Source organism: Nonomuraea turcica (assembly GCF_030718205.1).
GTDB lineage: Bacteria > Actinomycetota > Actinomycetes > Streptosporangiales > Streptosporangiaceae > Nonomuraea.
On the sequence record NZ_JAUZQF010000010.1, the window covers coordinates 261,052 to 282,325 of the forward strand.

General features: G+C 71.7%; 14 protein-coding genes. 3 read left to right on the top strand and 11 right to left on the bottom strand.

Going from position 1 to position 21,274, the window contains the following annotated elements:
- Positions 1–29 precede the first annotated feature (29 nt).
- Complete coding sequence (locus Q9G87_RS26575; protein WP_305919190.1) at positions 30–5,768, top strand: hypothetical protein; 5,739 nt, start codon at positions 30–32, stop codon at positions 5,766–5,768.
- On the opposite strand, the gene Q9G87_RS26580 is transcribed toward Q9G87_RS26575, so the two are convergent.
- The 5 genes from Q9G87_RS26580 to Q9G87_RS26600 are packed head-to-tail and all read right to left on the bottom strand — an operon-like array spanning position 5,758 to position 11,941.
- On the bottom strand, positions 5,758–7,344 hold the full coding sequence (locus tag Q9G87_RS26580) for an acyl-CoA synthetase (RefSeq protein ID WP_305919191.1): 1,587 nt from the start codon (positions 7,342–7,344) through the stop codon (positions 5,758–5,760). The genes Q9G87_RS26575 and Q9G87_RS26580 overlap by 11 nt on opposite strands.
- Positions 7,344–8,492, bottom strand: a complete 1,149-nt coding sequence (locus Q9G87_RS26585) for a thiolase domain-containing protein (RefSeq protein WP_305919192.1) — start codon at positions 8,490–8,492, stop codon at positions 7,344–7,346. Before Q9G87_RS26585 ends, Q9G87_RS26580 begins: the two co-directional genes overlap by 1 nt.
- Positions 8,492–9,511, bottom strand: coding sequence for a thiolase domain-containing protein (locus tag Q9G87_RS26590; protein ID WP_305919193.1), 1,020 nt, complete (start codon positions 9,509–9,511; stop codon positions 8,492–8,494). The genes Q9G87_RS26585 and Q9G87_RS26590 overlap by 1 nt, the downstream gene beginning before the upstream one ends.
- Positions 9,508–10,407: a Zn-ribbon domain-containing OB-fold protein gene (locus Q9G87_RS26595; RefSeq protein WP_305919194.1), complete on the bottom strand. Its 900-nt coding sequence runs from the start codon at positions 10,405–10,407 to the stop codon at positions 9,508–9,510. Before Q9G87_RS26595 ends, Q9G87_RS26590 begins: the two co-directional genes overlap by 4 nt.
- Positions 10,397–11,941 carry an acyl-CoA synthetase gene (locus Q9G87_RS26600; protein WP_305919195.1) on the bottom strand — a complete coding sequence of 515 codons (1,545 nt, stop codon included), beginning with the start codon at positions 11,939–11,941 and terminating at the stop codon, positions 10,397–10,399. Before Q9G87_RS26600 ends, Q9G87_RS26595 begins: the two co-directional genes overlap by 11 nt.
- Before the next feature lie 121 nt (positions 11,942–12,062).
- On the opposite strand from Q9G87_RS26600, the gene Q9G87_RS26605 reads away from it, so the two are divergent.
- A complete protein-coding gene (locus Q9G87_RS26605) occupies positions 12,063–12,872 on the top strand; it encodes a crotonase/enoyl-CoA hydratase family protein (RefSeq protein WP_305919196.1) in 810 nt (269 codons plus the stop codon).
- Between the two features lie 41 nt (positions 12,873–12,913).
- On the opposite strand, the gene Q9G87_RS26610 is transcribed toward Q9G87_RS26605, so the two are convergent.
- The 5 genes from Q9G87_RS26610 to Q9G87_RS26630 form a co-directional block, all read right to left on the bottom strand.
- Positions 12,914–14,020 carry an NAD(P)H-dependent flavin oxidoreductase gene (locus Q9G87_RS26610; protein ID WP_305919197.1) on the bottom strand — a complete coding sequence of 369 codons (1,107 nt, stop codon included), beginning with the start codon at positions 14,018–14,020 and terminating at the stop codon, positions 12,914–12,916.
- Between the two features lie 84 nt (positions 14,021–14,104).
- Entirely contained in the window at positions 14,105–14,842 is a 738-nt protein-coding gene (locus Q9G87_RS26615; RefSeq protein ID WP_305919198.1) for an SDR family NAD(P)-dependent oxidoreductase, read from the bottom strand.
- Positions 14,839–16,158, bottom strand: a complete 1,320-nt coding sequence (locus Q9G87_RS26620) for an FAD-binding oxidoreductase (protein WP_305919199.1) — start codon at positions 16,156–16,158, stop codon at positions 14,839–14,841. The genes Q9G87_RS26615 and Q9G87_RS26620 overlap by 4 nt, the downstream gene beginning before the upstream one ends.
- Positions 16,155–17,042 carry a decaprenyl-phosphate phosphoribosyltransferase gene (locus Q9G87_RS26625; protein WP_305919200.1) on the bottom strand — a complete coding sequence of 296 codons (888 nt, stop codon included), beginning with the start codon at positions 17,040–17,042 and terminating at the stop codon, positions 16,155–16,157. The genes Q9G87_RS26620 and Q9G87_RS26625 overlap by 4 nt, the downstream gene beginning before the upstream one ends.
- Positions 17,039–17,959 carry a DUF3068 domain-containing protein gene (locus Q9G87_RS26630; protein WP_305919201.1) on the bottom strand — a complete coding sequence of 307 codons (921 nt, stop codon included), beginning with the start codon at positions 17,957–17,959 and terminating at the stop codon, positions 17,039–17,041. The genes Q9G87_RS26625 and Q9G87_RS26630 overlap by 4 nt, the downstream gene beginning before the upstream one ends.
- A 118-nt stretch (positions 17,960–18,077) precedes the next feature.
- On the opposite strand from Q9G87_RS26630, the gene Q9G87_RS26635 reads away from it, so the two are divergent.
- Positions 18,078–19,331 carry an acyltransferase family protein gene (locus Q9G87_RS26635; RefSeq protein ID WP_305919202.1) on the top strand — a complete coding sequence of 418 codons (1,254 nt, stop codon included), beginning with the start codon at positions 18,078–18,080 and terminating at the stop codon, positions 19,329–19,331.
- Here Q9G87_RS26635 and Q9G87_RS26640 read toward each other — a convergent pair.
- Positions 19,268–21,256, bottom strand: a complete 1,989-nt coding sequence (locus Q9G87_RS26640; protein WP_305919203.1) for a hypothetical protein — start codon at positions 21,254–21,256, stop codon at positions 19,268–19,270. The genes Q9G87_RS26635 and Q9G87_RS26640 overlap by 64 nt on opposite strands.
- Between the last annotated feature and the right edge of the window lie 18 nt (positions 21,257–21,274).

The window sequence follows — 21,274 nt, forward strand, 5'->3', positions numbered from 1 at the left end:
CGCACCAAGTAGGCCTATAGGCGGACCCCATGGACACGCCACCGCACCGCCTCGGGCTCGAGCGGGCCGTCGAGGTTTATTCCGGTCACGATGACCTCGTCGGCGTGACCGGTTCGGGCTATGCCATCGGCGCCGATCTCGTGCTCACCTCCGGCGACCTCGTCGATCCCGAGGCGCCGTGCCGGGTGCGCGCGGCGTGGTCGCCGCGGTGGGTCCGCGCCGAGGAGGTCTGGCGGGGGCGCGGCGGCACCGGGGCCGTGCTGCTGCGGGTGACCGGCGCCTCGTCCGACGAAGCACCCTGGCGTGGGGTGCCGGGCATCGAGCACGTGCGCTGGGCCCGGGTCGGTCAGGGACCGTACAGGCTGCGCTGCGTGGCCAGAGGCTTTCCCAGGGACGGCGAGGGTGCCGCGCAAACGTTGTCGGGTCTGGTGGACCCGCCTGCGGGCGCGGTGTCCAAGGCGCTGGCGGCCGGCGTGCTGGATTCCCTGCCGATCTCCCTCTGGGAGGGCATGTCGGGCGCCGCCCTGCTGGCCGAGCCGGCCGCGCAGGTCATCGGCGTGATCGTCACCGGCCGCGACGGGTACGCCCAGCGGCGCCTCGACGTCATCCCGGTGACCGCGTTGCTGAGTGACGAACGCTTCCGCGAGCTGGCGAACGTGCCGCCCGGACGGCTCGAAACCGTGGCCGAGGGCGATCCGTCGGTGCTCCTGCCTGATCTGCTCTCGCCCGCCCGCGAGGACCTGCCGCCTGACTGCCCGGACTGGAGACTGCTGATGCCGCGGCACGCGGTGGTGCCGTTCCTGGGCAGGGCGGAGGAGCTGGCCCGGTTACGGGAGTGGGCCGAGGAGCCTGGGGCACTGTCGATCGCCGTGCTGAGCGGGCGCCCCGGCACGGGGCGGACCAGGTTGGCGGGCGAGCTGTGCGAGGTGCTCGCGCGGGCGGGGTGGGACGCCGGGTTCCTGCCGCTGGGCTCCGTCTGCGCCGCCCTGTCCGATGAGGCGGAGGGCCGGGCCGTGACGTTGGACGTGCTGCGCCCGACCCTGCTGGTGGTCGACCACCCCGAGCCGTCCTCGCCGCTGGTCGGAGAGCTGGTGCGGCGGCTGGCCAAGCACGAGCACAATCCGCCCGTACGGATCCTGCTGCTGGTCCGTGAGCCGGGCGAGCCCGAATGGTGGCGGCGGCTCGACACGGCCGCGGGCGGCTGGCTGCGGCGGCTCAACACCGCGACCGTCCAGCTCAACGCCCGTCCGCTCACCCTGGACGAACGGACCGAGCACGCGCACGCGGCCATGAAGGCGTTCGCGCCCAGCAGGGCAGCCCTTCCCTGGCCGCCTCCTCTCGACGACCCCGACTTCGGTCTGCCGCTCCATGTCCACCTGGCCGCCCTGACGCGTCTGCGGGACGGCGCTCACGGCAACGTCGAGGCGGGCGGGCTGGTGGACCGGCTCTTGGAGCGCGAATTCGAGCAGTGGGCGCACGTATGGCCGGGTGAGCGGGTGAACGACCTGCCGGCACGGCACGCCGTGGCGGTGGTCACGCTGACCGCCCCGGCACCCGCCGAGTTGCCCGGCCTGCTGACCGCCGTGCCGGGTCTCCACATCGGCGCCGCGGTGCAGTGGCTCGGCCGGATCTTCGACGACGGCCGGCCGCTGGGGCCGGATGTGCTGGCGGAGCGGCTTCTGGCCGAGACGCAGGACCTGGACCGGCTCGTGCTCGCCTTGCACGATCACGAGGGCCGTACAGCGCGGCACCTCGTGCGCATGCTCGACGCCCTCCGGCTGTCGGCGGGCTCGGCGCGGGTCAGGTCGGCACTGCGGGAGCTGGTGACGGCCAGGATCGACAGCATGGTGGCGGAGGCCGCGGCGGCGTCGGGGACGCGGCTGGGGGACGCGCTCCATGCGGCGCTGGGGCTGTTCGCCGGCGATCGGGAGATCGCGCGGGCCGGAGCTCGCGCGGCCGGTCTCCCGGTACGGCGGGACGTGCGGCTGGGGCTGCGGGCCCTCCACGTGACGATCGGTGAGCTGGCCGTGCGGCACCTGCGGGTGGAGGGCGGGCCCATCGCGCTGGCCGGTGCGCTGTCGGTCTTGTCAGAACGGCTGGCGGCCGCGGGCCGGGTGGGTGAGGCGGTCGTGGCGGCCGCCGAGGCCGTCGACATCTTCGCCGCCGCTCCCCCGTACGAGGCGGCGGGCGCGCAGGCGGAGGCTCTGGACAACCTGGGCGCGTGCCTGTTGCTCGCGGGCGAGCCCGGCAGTGCGCTCAAGCCCGTCCAAGAGGCGGCGGCCAGGTTCCGCATCCTCGCCGAAGAGGAGCACGAGCCCCGGTATGCGGGGCGAGCCGCGCGGGCGCACTACAACCTGGCGTGTGCGCTGCTGGGAGTCGGGAGGACGGACGAGGCCGTCCAGGCGTTCTCTGCGGCAGGCGGCGATCCCGAGGTCGCGGCGAACGTGGCAGGCGTCCTGTCCGCCGCCGAGCCGATGCCCCCGCTCGAGGAGCTCATCACCGCCGCGCCGCTGGCGCCGTTCGAGGGTCTCGAGGACGGGCCGCCCACCGCCGCGCTTGCGGAGCTGGCCGCCTGCCTCACCATCGCCGCCACGGCGGCCGTCAGGACCGCCGCTCCCACGGACCGCGATCTGGCCCACCGCCTCCACCTGCTCGCGGCCTGGCTCCACGACCGCGGCAGGACCACCGACGCCCTCGTCCCTGCCGCCGAGGCGGTGGCGCGGCTGCGCGGCCTGGCGGCCGAGGAGCCCGGGCTGCGGTTCCTGCTGGCCACGGCGGCCGGCATGCTGTCCCGGCTGCACGGCGCTCTGGACGACCTGGACGCCGCCGCGCGGGCCGCCGCCGAGGCCGCGCGCAACCTGCGTGCGCTCGTCGTGCTCGATCCCGGCGAACATCGCCCCGCGCTGGCCGGGCAGCTGCTCGACCTGGGCGAGCTCCTGCTGCTGGACGACCGCCCCGAGGAGGCGCTCGACCCGCTGCACGAGGCCATGGGTGTGGCGGACGGGCGCCACCCGCAGGCCAGGGCCAGGCGGCTGCTCGGCCTGTGCCTGGACGAGCTGGGACGCTCCGCGGACGCCCTGGCGCAGCTCGAGATCGCAGCCGAGCTGTACGACGTCCTGAGCGCGGACGACGACGGCTACCGGCGCCATCTCGCCGAGGTACGAGCCCGGCTGGGCCGCATGGGAGCGGTCCCGGCACCGGGCGGCGCGCGGCACTGGATGCTGGCGCTGGTCACCTCCCGGCCCGACGAGGCCGTGGCACGGGCTGAGCAGCTGGTGGCCGAGCGCCGCGAGTCCGTCGAAGGCGCCGGCGAGTCGAAGCTCGAGGAGATCCACGCGTACCTGTCCGCCCAAGCCATGCTGGCCCGCGCCTGGTCGGACGCGGGCCGGGCGGCGGACGGGCTCGCGCTCGCAATGCGGGCGGCCGAGCTGCTCCAGCGGCACGCGGGACAGGATCGGCCGCACGCGATGGCGGTCGGCCAGGTGGCGGCGGCGCTCGGGCGCACGCTCGTGGGCCTCGGGCGGCACACGGAGGCCGTACCCCACCTGCTCACCGCCATCGAGTCCCACGGGCAGGCCGGGGCGAGCCCGGCGTCGGGGAAGGAGCTGGCCGAGCTGCTCATCCTGGAGACCGTCGCGCTGTCCCACGCCGCCTGCGCGGCGGACGCGGAGGCGTCGGCGGATCGGCTGGTCAGGCTGTACGCCGCGCTCGTGTCCGAAGGCATCGAATCCCCCCTGGCCCTCGCCGGGGCCCTGCTGCTCCAGGGCGGCATCCGCTTCACCCGGCAGGACGTGGGCGGCGCGCTCAAGTCGGCGACCCGGGCCCTCGACGTCCTCACGCGGGAGCCGTCGAGCGGCGATCGGCTGGTGAGCGCCGCCTGCCTGGAGCTGAGCGGCCTGTGCCTGGCCGAGCTGCACGACGAGGACGCCGCCAGGACCAAGCTGGCCGAGGGCACCGCCTTGATGGCCGAGCACGGTCCCCCGCCCGCCGATCTGGCGGAGGTGCACCTGTCGGCCCTGGTACGCCTGGCCAAGCTGCGGGCCCGCGAGGAAGGCCCGGCCGCCGGGATCGTCATGTACGCCCGGATCCTGCAGACGCGCCCGCTCCCGGAGGCCGGCGTGCTCAGGACCCTGATCGACGAGCTCACCGCCTACATGGGCGATCTGCCGGACGGCGCGGATCTGGCCGTGCTGCTGCCGCCGCTCACGACCTTCACCGAGGCGCTCGAACGCGAGGTGCCGCTGAGCGCCGACGCCGACCTGCACGACAGGCACGCCCGCTGCCTGTCCCGCCTCAGCACCGCCGCCGCGCAGGCGAACGACACCGAGAGCGCCATTCAGGCCGCCAGGCTGGCCGTCCGCGTGCGCCGGCATCTGACCGCCCTCTCCAGCGCATACCGCGGCCGGCTGGGACTGGCGCTCGCCGCCCTGGCCAGGCTCGACCGCACCGATCTGGCCGCCGCCGAGCAGGCGATCGCACTGCTCGACGACGCGGAGCACGTCAGGGAGCTGGCCTCCACCCTCGCCCGGTACGCGGCCGAGCTGCTCGAGCGCGGCCGCCCGGTGGAGGCCCTGGCCCACTGCGAACGGGCCGCGGACCTGTGCGACGAGCTGGACGACCCGGCCGTCGCCGCCGCCGTCTACGCCCAGCTGGGCGACAGCCTGGCCGCCCTGGACCGCCCGCACGCCGCGCTGGAGGCGGTCACCTGGTCGCTGGCCGAGCTGGAACGGGCAACCGAGCGGGGGGAGGAGCTGCCGCACGTGCGCGCCCAGGCCATCGTGGTACGGGGCCGGGTGCTGCGGGCCTCGGGACGGACGCACGAGGCGCTGGCGCACCTGGTGGAGGCGCTGCAGATCTACACGCGGCTCTCGCACCGGTCGGCCACCGCCGAGGTCGCCGCGATGATCGCCGACGATCTGCTGGCCGGCGGCCGCGCGGAGGAGGCCGCCGAGTACGCCAGGACCGCCACGACCGGACACGAGGCGGGCACGGTCAAGCACGCGCTCGCCCTCCAGCGGCTGGCCAGGTGCCACATGATGCTGGGCGAGCTGACCGAGGCCAACGCCCTCGTGGAGCAGCTGATCCCCCTGGCCAGACGGTCGCCGGACGATCTCACGTACCGGGCGATCCTGGCCGACTCCCTGGCCCAGAGCTCGGAGCTGCTGCCGCTGCTGCGGCTGGACGGCGGCACCGAGGCCGAGGCCAGGGCCCGCGAGGCCATCGCGATCTACGACGACCTGATGACCACGGGCATGAACGCCGAGGCGCTGCACACCAGCCGGGCAGGAGCCAGCCTCACGCTGGCCGCCGCCCTGCGGATGCGCGACCTGGCCGCGGACGCGGTGCGGCCGCTCCGCGAGGCGGTGGCGGCGCTGGAGAGGTACGCGCCGGGCAACCCGCCGCTGTCCGGGCTGCTGTCCAGGGGGATGCTCATGCTGGGCGACGCCCTCATGGAGGCGGGCCGTCCGCTGGAGGCCGGTCTGGTCTTCCACCGGGGCACGCAGGTGACGCGCGACGTGCTCTCCAGGGCCGTCGCGCACGCCCGGCTCGGCCTGTGCCAGCAGGAGCTGGGCAGGGACGACGCGGCCGACGCCGCGCTCCGGGTCGCGGCGGGGCTGCTGCGTGAGCTGCTCGCCGGCGAGCGCGACGAGGGCCTGGCGGACCTGCTGCGCGATGTGCTGCGCAGCAGGCTGACGCTCCTGGAGAAGGCAGGCAAGGGTGAGGAGGCGCGGCAGGTCGAGGACGACCTGCGCGCCCTCAGGACGTGATGGCCTGCACCGTCTCCCGCGCCCACCGGTAATCGGCCTTGCCGGCCGGCGAGCGCACCATCTTCTCGACGAACGCGTACGTTCGCGGCACCTTGTACCCCGACAGCAGCTTCCTGCAGTGCGCGTCCAGTTCCTCGGCCGTGACCTCGACACCGGGCCGCGGCTCGATCACGGCCGCCACCTTGTTCCCCCAGCGCTCGTCCGGTACCCCGGTCACCACCGCGTCGAACACCGCAGAATGCCCCTTGAGCACGGCTTCGACCTCTTCGGGGAACACCTTCTCACCGCCGGTGTTGATGCACTGCGAGCCCCGGCCGAAGACGTTCACGGTCCCGTCGGTGTCGACGGTCGCCAGGTCTCCGGTCAGCAACCAGCGCGCGCCCTGCTCGTCGGTGACGAACGTGCGGGCGGTCTTGTCCGGGTCGTTGTAGTAGCCGAACGCGACCCGCCCCGACCGCGCCACCGTCCCGAGCTGCCCGGACCCGGGCTCGACAGGCCGGCCCTTCTCGTCGAGGACGGCCAGGTTGACCACGGAGTTCGGCTGGTAGCGCAGGCCCGTCTCCGGCGACGACCCGGCCGTGCCCGACGCCGTGTAGCCGGACTCGGTCGAGCCGAAGTTGTCCAGGATCATGACGTTCGGGAGCAGCTCCTGCAGCCGATCGCGGACCGCGCCGGACAGGATGGCGCCGGTTGAGCTGATCACGATCAGCGACGAGACGTCGTAGGAGCCCTGCGCCAGCGCCTCGGCCATGGGCCTGGCCATGGCGTCACCGGTGATGTTGATGGTGTTCACGCGCTCGCGCTCGACCGTCCGCCACACCTCGGCGCCGTCGAACTTGCGGATGTACGCGACGCTCCCGCCCATCCACCACGTGATGAACGTGGCCATCTGCGCGGCGCCGTGCATCAGCGGCGCAACGGGGAACATCAGCAAGGGACCTGACGCGACCGCGGCGTCGATCACCTCCTGCGGGGTGGCGCGCGGCTCGCCGTACGGGTTGCCGCCGCCGAAGCCCATGAACAAGTCCTCGACGTGCCACATCGCGCCTTTGGGCATGCCGGTGGTGCCGCCGGTGTAGATGATGTACACGTCCTGCCCGGAGCGCGGCGGGAAGCCCCGCTCGGGCTTGCCCTGCTCCAGCGCGGTCTCGTACGGCACCGCGGAGCCGATCGCCGACTCGCCGCCCACCGAGATCAGGTGCTGCAGCAGTGGTGCCTCGGCGGCGACGGCGGCCACCCGCGCGTCGAACTCGACGTCGTAGATCAGCGCCCGGATGTCGGAGTCCCGGTACAGGTAGAGCAGCTCGGCCTCGACGTACCGGAAGTTGACGTTGATCGGCACCGCCCGGATCTTCAGCGCGGCCAGCATGCCGGCGATGTACGGGATGCCGTTGTAGAGCTGGATGCCGACGTGCTGGCCCGGCTGAATGCCCAGATCCATGAGGTAGTGGGCGAGCCGGTTGGCCTCGGTGTCCAGCTCTGCGTAGGTGCGGCGATCATCACCGCAGATGACGGCGGTCCGGTCCCCGATCGCGTCCGCTAACCCCTCGTACAGGTCCGCATGGTTGAACTCCATTAGGGCTTCTCCCGTCCGACGATCCACATCGCGAAGAACTGGGCTCCCCCGCCATAGGCGTGACCGAGCGCCGTGCGGGCGCCGTCCACCTGGTGTTCGCCGGCCATCCCGCGCACCTGCAGCGCAGCCTCGGCGAACCTGATCAGCCCCGAGGCCCCGATCGGGTTGCTGGACAGCACCCCGCCCGAGGCGTTCCACGGAATGTCACCGTCGAGCGCGGTCGCGCCCGACTCGGTGAGCTTCCATCCCTCCCCCTCCGCCGCGAACCCCAGGTTCTCCAGCCACATCGGCTCGTACCAGGAGAACGGCACGTACGTCTCGGCCACGTCGATCTGCCGCCGCGGGTCGGCGATGCCGGCCTGGCGGTAGACGTCGGCGGCGCAGTCCTTGCCCCCCTGCGGGTTGACCGTGTCACGGTCCGCCCGGAAGATCGGCTCGGAGCGCATGGCGGTGCCGTGCACCCAGGCCGGGGTGCCGGTGACCGCGGACTCCGACGACAGGACCATGGCGCAGGCGCCGTCGCTGGACGGGCAGGTCTCCAGGTAGCGGATCGGCTCCCAGAGCATGGGCGTGGACTCGACCATCTTCTGGTCGATGCCGGGGATCTTGAGGTGCGCGTACGGGTTCTTGAGCGCGTTGATCCGGTCCTTGACCGCTACCAGCGTGCCGATGTGATCAGGGGCGCCGGACCTGCGCATGTACTCGCGGATGTGCGGCGCGAAGTAGCCGCCCGCGCCCACCACCAGCGACGAGCTGAACGGCAGGTGCGTGGACAGGGCCCAGGTGGCGTTGGACTCCGACTGCTTCTCGAACGCCACGACCAGCACCCGGTCGTGCACGCCGCCCTGGACGAGGCTGGCGCCGACCAGCGCGGTGGAGCCGCCGACGCTGCCCGCGGTGTGCACCCGCATCATCGGCTTGCCGGCCGCGCCGAGCGCGTCGGCCAGGTACGCCTCCGGCATCATGACGCCCTCGAACAGGTCCGGCGCCTTGCCGATGACCACGGCGTCGATGTCCTTGAACGTCAGCCCGGCATCCTCCAGCGCCCGCAGCGCCGCCTCGCGCACCAGCCCGGCGATCGACACGTCCCTGCGCCTGGTCGTGTAGTACGTCTGACCCACGCCGATGACCGCGCAACGATTACCCATCAGGCCTCCATGACGGTGACGAGATTGTGCTGCAGGCACGGCCCGCCGGCGGCGTGGGCGACGGTGCGGCGGGCATGGCCGTCGAGGATGCGTTGCGCCGCCTCGCCGATCCGGATGAGCCCGGTGGCCATGACGGGGTTCGCGGCCAGCGGCCCGCCGGACGGGTTGATCACCGTGTCGCCGGTCAGCTCCAGCGCCTCGCGCAGGATGATCTCCTCGTGCGGGAACTGGGCGTGCAGCTCGGCCACCTCGACAGGCCCCTTGCCGACTCCGGCGGCACGCGCGGCATCGGCCGCGGAGGCCGACCGGGCCAGGTCGCGCAGGCCCAGGTAGTGAGGCTCGATCCGATGCGCGATGCCCCTGATGTAGGCCGGACTGGCGGACAGCTCACGGGCCAGGTCGCCGGTCGCGAGCACGATCGCGGCCGCGCCGTCCGTGATCGGCGGCACGTCCGTCTGTCTCAGCGGCTGGACGGCGAAGCCTTCGTCCTCCGGCTCGGGCAGGTCCAGCGCGTACGGGTTGGCGCGGCCGCCGGCCCGGCTGCGGCGCACGATCTCGTCCAGTTCCTTCCGGTCCGCGTCGACGGCGGCGGCCTGGAGTGCGGCGTAGGAGAGCTGGTCGAGGCCCAGCGGAGCCAGGTAGTAGGGGTCGAGCTGGAGCGTCATGATCGTACGCAGGTCACCGAGCGACGACTTGCCGAACCCGTAGACCAGGGCCGAGTCGACGTCGCCGTGCTGGAGGCGCGCCCATGCCTCGTACAGCGCCCAGGCTCCGTCCATCTCCACGTGGCTCTCCGAGATGGGCGGCCAGGCGCCCAGCGCGTCGAGCGCCGACACGAACGAGAACGGCGCGCCCGCGAGATAGTCGCAGCTGCCCGAGCAGGTGAAGCCGAACCGCTCCAGCCCGGTGCGCCGCTTGACCTCCTTGATCACGGGCAGGATCAGCTCGGGCTCGGTCAGGCCGGTGTCGTGGGGGGTGTGCCGCGTCTGGGCGAACGCGACGATCGCGACCTCTCTCATGACAACTCCACGTCGGGCTCGCCGGTGGGGGCGAACCAGCGGATGTTCGCCATGGACGCCGTGCGCTCGCTCTCGGGCACCCACACGGCCTTGACCCGCATGCCCTGGCGCACCTCGTGCGCGGGCACGTCGCCGGTCAGGGCGATGATGGGGATGTCGGCCCCGTCGAGCAGGATGTACGCCGACACGAAGGGCACTTCAGGGGCCCGCGGGTCGGGCAGGTTGTTGATGGCGAACGTGGTGATCGTGCCGGTGTCGGGGAGCTCGAGCGTGTCGGGGATGGCGTTGCCGCATTCCGGGCAGGCCGCGCGGTAGGGGACGTACACCTTGGCGCAGTGGTCGCAGCGACCGCCGAGGAAGACACCCCGCTCGATGCCCTCGAGGAAGACGCGGAGCGCGCCGCCTGCCTGGAGACGATACTCGGCACGCACCGGGGAGACGATCTGCGTGACCTCGGGGACGAAGTGCGCGATGTCGGTGATGTGCCCGGTGGGCTGGTCACGCCACACGGGCCAGACCCGCATCCCGGTCTTCATCGCCTTGATGTGCTCGGGACACACCGCGTGCACCAGCGCCGTGTCGGCGCCGTCGAGCTTGATCAGCGCCCAGGCGAAGGGCCGGTCCAGCGGATGACCGTCGAGGGGCTCATGCACCCACGACCACGTGGTGACCGTGCCGGCCGGGCCGACCTCGACGTACTCGCCGGTGACCGGCTCGCCGGTGGCGGGGTCGTACTCGAGGGGCGGCACCAGCACCCGGCCCTCCGCCGTACGCGTCCCCACGATGCGGCCGGCGCGCAGCTCGCTCAGGAACCGGCCGACCACCGGCCCGGTCGAACGGGTGTAACCGCCGGGGAACTCCAGGACGTGCTGAGCGGCCAGCGGATCAGATGGCACGGTCGTGTCCTTCCCAGTAAGGGGCGCGGAGTTTGCGTTTGAGCAGCTTGCCGTTCGGCTCGCGGGGCATCTCGGCGATGAAGTCGATGCTCTTGGGCCACTTCATCCGGGCCAACCGGCCCTCCAGCGAGGCCAGGAGCTCCGCGGCCAGCTCCGGGCCCGGCTCGACACCCGCCGCCGGCTCGACCACGGCCTTGATCTGCTCGCCCCACTCCTCGTCGGGGATGCCGAACACGGCCACGTCCGCCACCTTCGGGTGGATCATGAGCTCGTTCTCGATCTCGGCCGGGTAGATGTTCGCGCCGCCAGAGATGATCATGTCGGCCTTGCGGTCGCAGAGATAGAGGAAGCCGTCCTCGTCCAGGTATCCGATGTCGCCGACGGTGAAGAAGTCCTTGAGCCGGTTCGCGGCCGTCTTGGCGGGGTCGCCTTTGTACTCGAACGAGGCGCCCATCATCTTCATGTAGATCGTGCCCGTGGCGCCGGTGGGCACCGGCTCGCCCTGCTCGTCCACGATGAGCAGCTCGCTGATGGGCCAGGCCTTGCCGACCGTGCCCGGATGCGTCTTCCAGTCCCCGGGCGTGGCCAGGGTGCCGCCGCCCTCGGTGGCCGCGTAGTACTCGTAGACGCAGTCTCCCCACCAGTCCAACATCGCCCATTTCACGGGGATCGGACAGGGGGCGGCCGCGTGGATCATCCACGTGAGCGAGGACAGGTCGTACTGCTTGCGGGTCGGCTCGGGCAGCGCGAGCAGCCGCTTGAAATGCGTCGGGACCAGGTGGGAGTTGGTGACGCGATGCCGCTCGCAGAGGCGCAGCAGCTCCTCGGCGTCCCACTTGTCCATGTAGACCAGCGTGTGCCCCATGTGCAGGGCCGTGCCGCCGAACTGGGTCACGGCGGTGTGGTAGCAGGGCGAGGTGACCAGGTGGGCGTTGGGCCGGCCCGGCGTGATGCCGAACAAGCCGAGCAAGAACGTCATGAGCTCGGCGGAGTCGTCCGGGTCCAGGCCGCTCAGCGGGCGCTTGACGCCTTTGGGCTTGCCGGTGGTGCCCGACGTGTAGTGCATGGTGGCGCCGGCGGTGCGATCGGCAGGCGCACTGTCGGGCTGTCCGTCGGTCAGCTCACTCGCCGCCCGGAATCCCGGCCCTTCTCCGAGCAGGAAGCGGCGATCCGGCTCGATGGCCTGCGCGCCCTCGGCCCCGGTCGCGGCGAAGCGGGGATGGACGAAGAACGCCTTGGCCTCGCTGTCGGAGACGATGTAGGCGATCTCCGAGCCGGTGAGGTGCCAGTTGACCGGCGTGTAGTACCAGCCTGCCTGCATCGCGGCCAGGTAGAGCACCAGGCCGTCGGCGCCGTTGGGCACCAGGCCGCAGATGCCGTCGCCGGGCTTGAGCCCGAGGTCGCGCAGGCCGTGGACGAGGCGGTTCGATCGGGCCAGGAGATCGCCCGCGCGATGCTCCGTGCCGTCGGGATCCACGGCCGCGATCCACTCGGGATCCGCCTGCGCGAGCCTCCAGAAACCGAGCGTGCCCATATGCGCTCCCTACTTATGGCGGCGCCGGCAAAAACAGGAACCTGTTCTCGTTCGCTGGTGGGAGCGTATCCTGGGGCCGAAGTGCGTAGCAAGCGCTTGATTAGAGACTTCGGAGGCATCCGTGGAGCTTCTGCCGATCAGCACCCCCCACTGCCGGGTGGAACGCGACGGCCACGTCCTCATCGTCACCATGAACCGGCCGGAGGCCCGCAACGCGCTCTCCTCGGACATGCTGATCGGCTTGGCCTCGGCGTGGGCGTACGCGTCGGCGGAGCCCGGGATCCGGGTGGCGATTCTGACGGGCGCGGAGGGCACGTTCTGCGCGGGCGCCGACCTCAAGGCCATGGGACAGCCGTCGGCGGACCCCGAGGTCCAGGCCAGGGCCGCGCAGATCCCCAACTTCCACTGGAAGGGCCTGCTGCGGGAAGACCTGCCCACCAAGCCGATCATCAGCGCGGTGGAGGGCTACGCGGTGGCCGGCGGGACCGAGCTGCTGGTGGGCACGGATCTGCGGGTGGTGGCGGAGTCGGCCACGCTGGGGTTGTTCGAGGCCAAGCGCGCGCTGTTCCCCATGGGTGGCAGCGCCGTCCGGCTGCCCCGGCAGATCCCGTACTGCCACGCCATGGACCTGCTGCTGACGGGCCGCGCGGTCACGGCGGCCGAGGCCCTGTCGATGGGGCTGGTCAACCGCGTGGTCCCGGACGGACAGGCGCTGGCGGCGGCCCGTGAGCTGGCCGACGACGTGGCCGCCTCCGGCCCGCTGGCGGTCCAGGCGATCCTGCGCACTTACCGGGACACGCTGGGGCTTTCCGAGCCGGAGGCACTGAAGGTCTCCGACGACCTGGGGTGGCCGGTCATCGGCTCGGAAGACGCCAAGGAGGGCACGCGCGCTTTCCGCGAGAAGCGCGCGCCGCGCTACGAGGGCCGTTGAGGCCGGCGACGGTCCCCGGCTTCGGCCGGAGACCGTCGCGCTCAGTCCTCAGTGATGCGGGACAGCCGGTCGAGAGCCTCGGCGTACTCCTCCACCAGCCCGAACACCACGTCCTTTGTGGAGCGGACCTGGTTCATCACCCCGATGATCTGCCCGGCGGGGAAGGTCGCCAGCTCGCTGGCGTCTGAGCGGCCGATGCGCCGTAGCGCGTCCGAGACCAGCATGAACTGCAGCGGCATCGGCAGCGTGCCCGGCGACTCCTCCGACTCCCACGCGTCGGTCCACTCGTTCTTGAGCAGCCGCGCCGGCTTGCCGGTCCAGCTGCGCGAGCGGACGGTGTCCCGGGAGGTGGCCTCCAGGATGCGGCGCTTGGCCATCTCCGGGGTGTCGGCCTCCTCGACCGTGAGCCACAACGAGCCCGTCCAGACGCCCTCCGCGCCCAGCGCCATCCCCGCCGCCATCTGGCGGCCGTTGCCGATGCCGCCGGCGGCCAGGACGGGGACGTCTACGGCGTCCACCACCTGGGGGATCAGGACCATCGTGGAGATCTCTCCGGTGTGGCCGCCGGCCTCCGTGCCCTGAGCGACCACCACGTCCACCCCGACCTCGACCTGCTTGAGCGCGTGGCGGGGCGTGGAGGCGAGGGCGGCGACCTTCACCCCGTGCGCATGGGCCAGGTCCACGACGTCGGCGGGAGGAGGGCCGAGCGCGTTGGCGAGGAGCGCGATCGGGTGCCGCAGGGCCACCTCGACCTGCGGCCGGGCCGTGGCGTCCGTCCAGCCCAGCAGGACCTTGCCGGCGTCGGCGTCCGAAGACAGCGGCGGCACGCCGTGCTTGGCCAGGAGGTCCTCGACGAACGAGCGGTGCCCGTCGGGGATCATCGACTGCAGGCGGCCCACCAGCTCCTCGGGCGCGAACTCGGCGCCCTCGTAGGAAGCGGGCATGACGACGTCCACGCCGTACGGCTTGCCGTCCACGTGGTCGTCGATCCATTTGAGCTCCATCTCGAGCTCTTCAGGCGTGAAGTAGAGAGCCCCGAGCACCCCCATACCGCCCGCGCGGCTGACGGCGGCCACCACATCCCTGCAGTGGCTGAAGGCGAAGATCGGGAGCTCGATTCCGAACATGTCCGTGACACGTGTCCGCATGAGCCGACGATAAGTCGCACACCCACCAAACTGCAACGCGTTCTACTCTAGAACCTTTGGTCGGTCGCTCTGATGGAACGGGTTCTAACGCGGCATCCTGCGCCACAGGGCGCGGGGCAGCAGCCGCAGCACCCCGAAGACCGGCCCGAGCGCGCGCGGCACCCAGACGGAGGACGTGCCCTCGCGCAGCGCCCGGACCGTGGCCGAGGCCACCTGCCGGGGTGTGGAGGACAGCGGGGCAGGGGTGAGCCCCTTCGTCATCCGGCCGATCACGAAGCCCGGCCGCACGATCAGCACCCGGGCGCCCGACCCGTGCAGGGCGTCGCCCAGCCCTTGAGCGAACCCGTCGAGCCCGGCCTTGGCCGAGCCGTACACGAAGTTGGCCTTGCGGACCCGCGCGCCCGCCACGGACGACAACATCACCAGCGTGCCGTGTCCCTGCTCGCGCAGCACCCTGGCCGCGTGCAGCCCCACCGACACGTGGGCGCCGTAGTTGACCGCCACGTCCCGGGCGGCGGCCGCCGGGTCGGCGTCGTAGTCCGCCTGGCTCCCCAGCACGCCGAACCCCGAGATCACCACGTCGAGATCGCCGACCAGCTCCACCGCCTTGTCGAAGACGGCGCCGTGCCCGTGGACGTCCAGCGCGTCGAACGGCAGGACGTGGACCTCCGCGCCCAGCGCGGGCGGGACGAACTCGCCGCGCACGGCCAGCACCACCCGGCTCGCGCCCAGGGCCACCAGCAGTCTGACGATCTCCAGGCCGATCTCACTGCGCCCGCCGAGCAGCAGCACGGTGTCGACGGCGCCGAGAGCGTTCTTCACAGCCGGAGCCTCCTGGCCAGGTCGGAGCGGAACAGCCCGGCGGGATCGGCCTCGTCCCTGATCCGCCGCCACCGCTCCAGCTCGGGATACATCGCCGCCATCATGTCAGCGCGCAGCCGCGAGTCCTTGGCCAGGTAGACCCGTCCGCCGACCTCGGCGACCTGCCGGTCGAAGCCGCGGAGCAGGCCGGCGAGGCCGCGCTGCCCGACGGGGATGTCCAGGGCCAGAGTCCAGCCGGGCATGGGGAAGGACAGCAGCCCGCCCGACTCCGGCCCGAACCTCTTGAGCACGGTGAGGAACGACACGGTGCCGTGCGCCGACAACGACCCGACGATGTCGCGCAGGGTGTCCTCCGCGCCGAAGGGCACCACGAACTGGTACTGGACGAAGCCTCGCGAGCCATAGACGCGGTTCCAGTCCTCGACGAAGTCGAGCGGGTGGAAGAACGGCGCGATGCCCTGCACGATAGTCCGGCGGCGCGGCGCCTTGCGATACCAGACCTCGTTGAACGCGCACACGCTCAGCCTGTTGAGCAGCCCGCCGGGCACCCATGTGGGCGCCCGCAGCAGCGCGCCCGGCGCGAAGGCCGGCGGCTCCTTCCCTTCGGCACGTGGCAGGTGATCGCCTCTGGTGAGCACGCTGCGCCCCATCGCAGGGCCGCGGGCGAGCAGGTCGATCCAGGCCACCGTGTAGCGGTAGCGGTCGTCGGTGGCCGCCATGGTCGCCAGCGTCTCGTCCAGGTCGCCGGTCCGCTGCACGTCCACCCGCATGAGGGCGGTCTCGACGGGCACGCAGGCGAACGTGGCCTCGGCGATCACCCCGGTCAGCCCCATGCCGCCGACGGTGGCCCAGAAGAGCGGATCGCCGGGGCGCAGCGTGCGGACCGTCCCGCCGGCGGTCACCAGGGTGAGCGAGCGGACGTGCGTGCCGAAGGAGGAGTCGCGGTGGTGGTTCTTGCCGTGCACGTCGGCCGCTATGGCGCCGCCGACGGTGACGTGCCGGGTGCCCGGGCTGACCGGGACGAACCAGCCCCGGGGGACGAGTGCCGTCATCAGGTCGTGCAGGCTGACCCCGCCGGAGGCGGTCACCAGTCCTGCCGCCTCGTCGAAGGTCCACGTGTCCAGGCCGGTGCAGTCGAGGACGAGGCCGCCGGCGTTCTGTGCGGCGTCGCCGTACGACCTGCCCAGGCCGCGCGCCACCGCGCCGCGCCGTGGCGCTGAGGCCACCAGCTCGCTCAGGTGCTCGACGGAACGGGGCCGCGCGAGCGTGGCCGGCGTGGGCGCCGTGCGCCCCCAGCCGGTCAGGAACGTCGTCATGTGTAGATCCCCAAGGCCACCAGCACGATCAGCCCGGCGGCGAACAGCAGGGTTGGCCGGTCGCGGGCCGCCAGCTCCTCGGGCTCCTCGCCCCTCCCCCGGTCCACCAGCAGATTATGCCTGAGCACGAGCAGGAGGAACGGGATGATGCTGAGCCCGTAGAAGAGGTCCGCGTGCGCGTTGAGCGCCCACAGGCAGTACGTCACGATCATCGCGCCCGAGCACATGATCCGGACCTGGGCCAGGTAGGCGGGAGAGTAGGCGGCCAGCGTCGCGCGGGTCCCCGTCACGCCCTGGGTCCGCAGCTCCGCCTCGCGCTTGCCCACCACCAGTTGCAGGGCCGCCAGCGAGATGACCACCAGGAACCATCCGGTCACCGGCACGTCCACCGCCACGGCCCCGGCGTAGGCCCTGATCACGTGGCACCCGGCGACCGCGATCAGGTCCACGACCTCCTGGTGCTTGAGCCACACCGTGTACGACAGCGTCAGCGCCACATAGCCGGCGACCACGGCCGGCGACTGCCAGCTCCCGGTGAGCGCGGCCACCACGGGCGCCAGGATCAGCAGGGCGACGCCGGTCACCCGGGCCGTCCGCACGGACACCGCACCCGCCGCGATCGGCCGGTGCCGCTTACGCGGGTGCAGCCGGTCGGCCTCCACGTCGGCGGCGTCGTTGAGCAGGTAGGCGCCGCTCGCCGCCAGACAGAACGCGACGAAGACCAATAACGTCGCGAGCAGGCTGCCCGGCTCGCCCAGCACCCCGGCGGCCGTGGGCGCGGCCAGGACCAGCACGTTCTTCACCCACTGGCGCGGCCTGGCCGCTCTGAGTAACGCGAGCGCGGGCGCGGCCGTGCGGGGCCGCGACACCACGCCTTGGCTCATGAGGTCCTGCGGCCGCGCACGGTCAGGAAAACGCCTCCCACGAACAGCACGATACCGACCACCGCGAGCACAATCGGCAAGGTGGTCCTGATCAGGTCGATCTGGCTCTTGCCTTCGCGTGCGCTGGTGACGAGCTCGTTGACGGTCTCGTCGGTCATCTTGGCCGTGGCCACGAAGGCCTTGGAGCGCTCGATGCCGTCCTGGCTCTTGAGCACCTCGTTGCGCTGCTGCTCCTGACGGACGGGCGCGCCGGTGGTGGGCTCGATCCAGTAGGTGACCGTGCCGGAGTAGACGCGGTTGAGCTGCACGTCACCGGACTCGCCCATGCCGAACAAGGCGGCGGGCACGTTCAGGGTCTCCGTCTGGGTCTCGGGGACGACCTGCTCGAACTTGTAGGTGTTCAAGCCGTTGACCTGCTCCTCGGCAACGAACTTGGCCTCGAACGCCTTGCCCGCGCTGGAGTTGAAGACCAGGTAGGTCTTCTTCTCCACGTCGAACGGGAACTTGTAGATCTGGCCCTGCAACTGCACCGGAGCCTTGTCGATGCTGACGCCGCAGCAGTTGAGCCCGACGCCCGAGCGCTTGTCGAAAGCGCTGCGCCGCTCGGTGAAGTTGATGCCGGGCTTGCCGTTGGTGACGTCGTTCACGGCGGTGAACTCGTCCCACACGACCCGGTCGCCGGACGCCTCCTTCACGTCACCACGGGTGGTGACGATGATGTCGAGGTCGGCGGTGAGCACCTTGCCGTCGGGGACGCTGAAGTACTGCGCGCCGGTCGCCTGGAGCTTGGTGATCCCGTAGTGGTCGCCCGCGGCGGCCATGAGCGCGGGCGCCACCTGGAGGCGCATCAGCGGAGCCAGAACGATGAGGAATGCCCCGACGGCGATGAGGACGCTGCCTACGACGACCCGGTTCATCGACCCTCCATGTGCAGGTGCACGGACGCCTGTCTGGGTGATTAAGTAACTGAAACTAGTTCCTACTCGCCGGTATGTTATTGCGGTGAGTGACCGACGTCACCAGGGATGCGGAAACGTGACCGAAACAGGTTCTACATCGGCGGGGGTGCCCGCGGTCTCCGGACACCAGGCGTCGCTCGATGGCATACGTGCGGTGGCCGCGTTCGCCGTCCTGGTCTTCCACGTGGCGATGGAGGCGGGCACGGCGCTGGAACCGGGTTTCCTGGGTGGCGTGTTGTCCAGGGGCGAGATCGGCGTGCCGATCTTCTTTACGCTGTCCGGCCTGCTGCTCTATCGTGCTTGGGCCGCAGAGGTCCTGATCGGAGACCCGGCTCCCAGCACGCGCCGCTACCTGTGGAGGCGTTTCCTGCGCATCATCCCCGCCTACTGGCTGGTGGTGGCCGTGGCCCTGCTGCTGTGGGGCGAGGTCCACCGGTCGGATCCGTGGACGTGGGGGAACATGTTGTTCCTGGTGCACATCTACGACACGAACCCGTGGTGGTTCGGCCTCGGGCCCAAGGGGCTCGGTCAGATGTGGAGCCTGGCGGTCGAGCTGACGTTCTACCTCACGCTCCCGCTGGTGGCGGCCGCGCTGCGGGGGTTCGCGCTGCGGGCGGGGCCGGACCTGGGCGCCAGGGCCAGGCGCCTGCTGATCGGGCTGGTGGTCTTGGCCGCTCTCTCCTACGTGTACACGATCTTCGAGTATTTCCCCGAGTACCGGCCGTGGATGAACGTGTGGCTGCCGCGCTCGTGGACGTTCTTCGTGCCAGGCATGGCGCTGGCGGTACTGACCGTCTGGGCCCGGGCGGATGACGGCCGCATCCGCCGCCTGTGCGCGGCCCTGGCCTCCTCGTGGGGCACGTTGTGGCTCATCGCGGGGCTGGCGTACCTGATCGCCGCCACCCCGGTGACCGGGCCGCGCTTCGTCGGTCTGGGCGGCATCTGGACCGCGTTCTACGAGCAGGCCCTCTACACGGTCATCGCCTTCTGTCTCGTCGCGCCCGCGGCCCTGGAGCCGGAGCGCGCCACGCCGGTGCGCGCGCTGCTCGGCGGGCGGGTCATGAGCTATCTCGGCCGGATCTCCTACGGCGTCTTCCTGTGGCAGTTCGTGGTCATCTACCTCTGGTACGACTTCACCGGCCAAGAGCCGTGGTCCGGCAACCTGCTACTCAACCTGGCCGCCGTCGGCGCCATCACGGTTGCGCTCTCCGGGCTCACCTACCGCTACGTAGAGGAGCCCGCCAGGCGGCTGATCCGCTTCATCCCTCAGAGCGCCGGAGGGGCCGGTCCCGGCTCGCCGAAGGCCACCGCCCTCAGGCAGAACGCCTGACCCTGGCCGCCGGCCGCGCTGATCCGCATGCCCTTGCCCGCCCCGTCGTGCGGGACGTAGAACAGCGCTCCCATGGCGCCGGTCGCGGGCAGCGTGGCCGCCCGCTGGGTGCCGCCGAGGTCCACCACGACCTGCACCGGCTGGGGACTGACGTACGCCATGGCCACCACCATGCCGGGGCCGCCCAAGGACTCGACGGGGAAGACCTGGGTCGCCGGATAACACTTCCTACCCTTGACCGCGTCGAAGAAGGGCGCCACCCGGCCCACGAGGACGAGCTTGCCCGTGGCGTCGAAGACGTACGGCTCGGCCGACGGCTGCGGCTCGCGCATGCGCTCTCTGATCTCGGGGTCGGCCAGCGGCGCGAGCACGTAGGACGTCAGGCGGCGCGGCCCGTTCCAGGGCAGGACGATCTCCGGCGGCACGGGACGCGCGTAGATGTCGGCGTCCGGCGCGGCGGTGGCCAGCGAGGCCCGCGCGTTGTCCAGGTAGCTCCTGACCTTGTCCCCGCTGAGCGTGTCGCCGAAGGCGTTGATCGAGACCAGCGACACGGCCACGAAGGCGACGGTCAGCCCGCCCGCGGCCAGCGACAGCGTGCCCGGAACCGGCCTGCGGCGGGTGTCGTCGGGCTCGCCCTCGACCGGCTGCCAGGCCAGCGCCAGGCACAGGGCGACCAGCACCGCGGCGTCGGCGACGTACCTGGTCTCCGCGCCCACCAGGTCCCACGCGGTGGCCCGCGCGATCACGGTGGGCACCGCGTCGGCCACGACGACGTAGGCGGCCAGAATCGCCCACGCCCGCCACGCCCGCCTGCGGTACACGCACGTGACCACGACGAGTAACACGATCACGGCCCATGAGCCGATCACGGTGGCCTGGGCCGGGTCGGCCAGCCCTCCGGTGGCGGTGAGCCCGCCCCAGCGCAGCGGGCCGCCGACCGCGCCCGTGGGGAAGGTCTCCCCCAGCAGCCTGCGCAGCAGCCCGGGGACGATCTCGGCCTTCGGGCCGGTCAGCCCGTCGGAGCCGGCGCTGTCACCGCGCAGCCAGTACAGCACGCCGTACCCGGCCAGCAGCAGGCCGTGCGCCCACCAGACGGGCCTGCGCAGCTCGGTCAGCAGCGCGCGAGCCCACAACCCCTTGCCCAGGTAGGCGCTGGTGATCCCGAGCACCACGAAGGGGATGAACACTCCCTTCGTGGAGAAGGCCATCCCGACGGCGGTCCAGATGAGGGCGTGCCAGCGGCCCTTGCCCTCGCGGACGTATCTGATGTGCGAGGCCAGCGCGGCGATCAGCGCGAGTTGCAGCGGCACCGCGTTGAGCGCGGCCGACCACCAGCTCATCGCGGGCACGGTGAGCGGGGCGAAGACGTAGACGGTCAACGCGGCCAGCACGACCGCGCGGTCCCCGAACAGCCGCCGCAACAACACGAGAAACACGATCGAGGCCGCCGCCTGGAGCGCGAGGGTGACGAACGAGACTAGCGCCCAGTTGTACGGTGCCACCGACGTGAGCACCCACACCAGGGCCAGCGCGCCGGGCATGAGGTGGCCCTTGTGCACCCGGGTCAGGTATTCCCAGGTCAGCCCGCTGTCACTGGCGCCGGCCACGAAAAGGAAGTCGTCCTCGACGAAGTACGCCTTGCTGAGTACGCCGGCCTTGAAGACCAGCGAGACCAGGATGAGCAGCAGACCGACACCCATGACGGGCCCGGTGCGGATCGCGGGCAACGTGATCTGCACCGGCTCAGGGCGTCTGGCGTCGTCAGGCGGCGTCGTTTCGGTTTCGGAGCGCTCGACGTCCTCAGCCGGCGTCGCTTCCGTGCCGGAGCGCTCGACCTCCTCAGCCGGCGTCGTGCCCGCTTCCGACCGCTCGACGTCCTCGGTCTGCGTCGTTTCCGTGTCGGAGCGTTTGACGTGCTCGGGCATCGTCATTTCCTTCCGCTG

Coding starts and splice junctions, on each gene's coding strand:
- Q9G87_RS26575 (WP_305919190.1), top strand. CDS start 30: ATGGACACGCCACCGCACCGCCTCGGGCTCGAGCGGGCCGTCGAGGTT.
- Q9G87_RS26580 (WP_305919191.1), bottom strand. CDS start 7,344: ATGGAGTTCAACCATGCGGACCTGTACGAGGGGTTAGCGGACGCGATC.
- Q9G87_RS26585 (WP_305919192.1), bottom strand. CDS start 8,492: ATGGGTAATCGTTGCGCGGTCATCGGCGTGGGTCAGACGTACTACACG.
- Q9G87_RS26590 (WP_305919193.1), bottom strand. CDS start 9,511: ATGAGAGAGGTCGCGATCGTCGCGTTCGCCCAGACGCGGCACACCCCC.
- Q9G87_RS26600 (WP_305919195.1), bottom strand. CDS start 11,941: ATGGGCACGCTCGGTTTCTGGAGGCTCGCGCAGGCGGATCCCGAGTGG.
- Q9G87_RS26610 (WP_305919197.1), bottom strand. CDS start 14,020: ATGCGGACACGTGTCACGGACATGTTCGGAATCGAGCTCCCGATCTTC.
- Q9G87_RS26620 (WP_305919199.1), bottom strand. CDS start 16,158: ATGACGACGTTCCTGACCGGCTGGGGGCGCACGGCGCCCACGCCGGCC.
- Q9G87_RS26625 (WP_305919200.1), bottom strand. CDS start 17,042: ATGAGCCAAGGCGTGGTGTCGCGGCCCCGCACGGCCGCGCCCGCGCTC.
- Q9G87_RS26630 (WP_305919201.1), bottom strand. CDS start 17,959: ATGAACCGGGTCGTCGTAGGCAGCGTCCTCATCGCCGTCGGGGCATTC.
- Q9G87_RS26640 (WP_305919203.1), bottom strand. CDS start 21,256: ATGCCCGAGCACGTCAAACGCTCCGACACGGAAACGACGCAGACCGAG.